This window comes from uncultured Corynebacterium sp. (assembly GCF_947253065.1).
In the GTDB taxonomy this organism is placed as follows: Bacteria; Actinomycetota; Actinomycetes; order Mycobacteriales; family Mycobacteriaceae; genus Corynebacterium.
Genome location: NZ_CAMXWS010000079.1, coordinates 1 through 3,114, shown reverse-complemented (window position 1 = coordinate 3,114; position 3,114 = coordinate 1). Strand labels below are relative to the sequence as shown.

The window sequence follows — 3,114 nt, the reverse complement described above, 5'->3', positions numbered from 1 at the left end:
GGCGAGGCTGCTCCGGACGCTGTTGTCCTGCAGGAGCTGGACCTGGTGGAGATCGAGGTCGATGCCCTCAAGATTCCGGACGAGATCGTCGTGTCCATCGAGGGCAAGGAGATCGGCGACCAGATCCTGGCTGGCGACCTGCCGCTGCCGGAGGGTGCAGAGCTGCTCACCGATCCGGAGTACCTGGTCATCAACGTCACCTTCCAGCAGGTTGATGAAGAGGTCGAGGCTGCCGCTGAGGAAGCTGAGGAGGGCGGCGCTGAGGCTGGCGCTGAGTCCACCGAGGAAGCTGCCGAGGGCGAAGAGTAAGCCGCTTATCGACGCTAACGGCTAAACGCCTCAACGGCCGGCACCCCACCGCGGGGTTGCTGGCCGTTTCTCTTATTTGCAGACTTAGTTCTGCTGCTTAACCCCCGCTTTTGGCCGCGCAACAAACAGCAGCACCAGTCCCGTGATAATCCACAGGGCCAGTACCCACCAGGCGGCCCCTGCACCGGCACCGTCAAAGAATGACAGGGAGCGGACGAGGTGACCGGTCGCGCCGATCGGCATCCACTGACCCAGGGTGGACCAGCCTGCGGGGAGCAACCACGGGCCCGTCGACAAGCCGGACAGCGGGTTTGCCAGGAAAATCGTCAGCACAGCACCGAGGCCAACACCGCCTACACCAATGAGTGCGCCAAGACCCGCGGTCAGCATCGAGGTCGCCAAAATACCTGCCGAGATCGCGAGCCACTCCAGACCAAAGCTGCCCGTGAGAGTGCCGTAGACCGAGTGCAGCATCCACGTTGCAACCAAAGCGCCGAGCACGGCGATGCCCGTTAGCACGCCAATTTTGGTCCACTTGGAGCCGCGGAACAGGAACGTCGCTACGACCGCGGAGATGATTCCGCCAAATGCGAGAGGAAGACCCAGCAGAGCCAAGCCTGTCGCCTGCGGATCTTCCGAGGAGGTCGGTGCCAGGTCGGCGCGCTCAACGGTCATGCCTTGGGCTTCAAGGGAGCCGGCGATGCCGTCGACAAGCTGCACATACGGTGCACCGTTACCGGAAGCGGTGAATGCGGTGGCCCCTTCAGGCGTGACAGCAAGACCGCCGACTGCCTCGCGTTCGAGCACTGCGTTGCGCACGTCGTCGGCGTTGTCCATCACGGTGATCTCAGGGGCCTCATCCCCTGCCTTTTGTGAGATTCCCTGCGTCAGCTGCTGCACCATCGGCTCCGGCGCACTCACCGCCACCGGTACACCTGCGGGACCGGACGCGAATGTGGGCGCGAGGAACGCAAAAAGCATCAACCCGATGATGACGGGGATACCAAAGATCACTCCAAGGGCCTTAGCTACGTCTGAGCGATCACGCTCTTCTTTCACTGCTGTGGTCATTTTCAGACTCCTTTTCAAACTAAGATGGAACACCTTGTTCCACTTCTATAAATGGAGCATAGTGTGCCGTTTGGTATGGTGCAAGCATGAGACAGGACGCTGCTGATAACCGCGAAGCGATCGTTACCGCCGCCCGAACATTGCTCGTTGAGCACGGCGCAAACGTGTCCATGCGCGCAATCGCCAAAGAGGCTGGGGTTGGAGTAGCCACTGTGAGCAGGCATTTCCCCGATCGCATCACGCTTTTTGATGCCATCGGCGCCAACGCTGTCCACGACATCGACGTCGTCATCAACCAGCATCTCCCCCTCTTTGAGACCAATCCCGAAAAGGCATGGAGTGGTGCAGTTCACGCCATCGCCGGGCTCAAACTCGCGCTGCTCGGATTAACCCTGTTCACTGAAATGGACCACAATCCGGATTTTCAGCACATCGTTAAAAAACGCAGCGAGGAGATTCGCGCTGCCTATGCCCCCTTGATCACCCGCGCAAAGGAAGCTGGGTTGTGCCCAGCAGATATCGAGCCACTCGAATTCCACATCGCACTGGCGATCGCTTCTCGCCCGCTGCCGAATTCATCGATCATCAACGCGACAGCACCTCGTATCCAGCAGGAACTCATCGACATCTTCCTCGACGGCCTAAAGGCCCGCGCGACCTAGACTGCGGAACGTAGACTCAATTCTTGTGACTTCTGATTCTTCACCGGTTCTCATCGTCGGCCTTGGCAACCCGGGCACCATCTACGCCCAAACTCGCCACAATGCGGGGGCCATGCTTATCGACGAGCTCCTGGACCGCACCACCCCCATGCCCGCCCAGCTGAGCGTGCACAAGAAGACGAACACTGAGGTCGCTGAGCTCACCGCCGGTCGCCTGACCAACCGCCGCACCATCCTCGCACGCACCCGCGGCTTCATGAATGTTTCCGGCGGCCCTATCAAGGCTCTGGCCAGCTACTACGGGGTCAAGCCGGCAGACATCTACGTCATCTACGACGAACTCGACCTCGACTTCGGCCAAGTCAAACTCCGCCTCGGTGGCGGCGACCACGGCCACAACGGCCTCAAGTCCGTCACCAAATCCCTGGGCACCCCAAATTACAACCGCCTGGCTATCGGCATCGGCCGCCCACCTGGCCGCCAGGCACCGGCCGATTACGTACTCAAGCCCTTCGGCAAACAAGAGTCCGCCGAGCTGCCCATCATGCTCGCCGATGCAGCCGACGAGCTCCTCGCTGGAATGTCGTGAATATCGGGAATATCGTGATCACCATGAAGCCCCCGTTCTCCACACGCAGTCTCTGTGCCCTCGCCGCCAGCCTCTCTGTCGCTGCTGGTCTCACCGCTTGCTCTTCTCAGGATGATTCCCTCGCGGAACCAGCATTGTCCGAGCCCCCGGCAATAACTAGCGCGCAGGACACCACCACTTCCAATGAAGCACCGGAAGAGGAACCAGATTCTGACAAGAATGAGCTGCCCGAACTCGCACCCCTTGAACAAGCCCTTGAGGGAGTCCTGATGGAGGTGGGCTACCGGGACATGACGCCCCCTGATATGTACGAAAGGGTGCAGTACGCCGACACGGGACAGCGGTACTACGCGATCAAGCTTGACCCGGTGAAGCCACTCGACGCACAGATGGGCGGCACCCGCATCACCCGGGAGGCAGAATGGGCAATCCTCAAGAACATCGAGCGCAACTCCGCAACAGCTGAACTCGACTGGCCCACAC

4 protein-coding genes and 1 pseudogene are annotated in these 3,114 nt (G+C 60.6%); 4 read left to right on the top strand and 1 reads right to left on the bottom strand.

Translation table 11 applies throughout. The features are described from left to right. Positions 1–309, top strand: a pseudogene (locus Q0X21_RS10255) (50S ribosomal protein L25); the annotation flags it as partial. 84 nt (positions 310–393) lie between these two features. On the opposite strand, the gene Q0X21_RS10250 reads toward Q0X21_RS10255, so the two are convergent. Then, positions 394–1,380, bottom strand: a complete 987-nt coding sequence (locus tag Q0X21_RS10250) for a hypothetical protein (protein ID WP_102723247.1) — start codon at positions 1,378–1,380, stop codon at positions 394–396. 86 nt (positions 1,381–1,466) lie between these two features. On the opposite strand from Q0X21_RS10250, the gene Q0X21_RS10245 reads away from it, so the two are divergent. The 3 genes from Q0X21_RS10245 to Q0X21_RS10235 all read left to right on the top strand — a co-directional run. Further along, complete coding sequence (locus Q0X21_RS10245; RefSeq protein WP_284865572.1) at positions 1,467–2,042, top strand: TetR/AcrR family transcriptional regulator; 576 nt, start codon at positions 1,467–1,469, stop codon at positions 2,040–2,042. Positions 2,043–2,067: 25 nt separating this feature from the next. Beyond that, positions 2,068–2,631, top strand: coding sequence for an aminoacyl-tRNA hydrolase (gene pth / locus Q0X21_RS10240; protein WP_102723249.1), 564 nt, complete (start codon positions 2,068–2,070; stop codon positions 2,629–2,631). A gap of 23 nt (positions 2,632–2,654) precedes the next feature. Beyond that, positions 2,655–3,114 (top strand): hypothetical protein (locus Q0X21_RS10235; protein ID WP_297851764.1); only part of this gene is annotated, 460 nt, incomplete at its 3' end.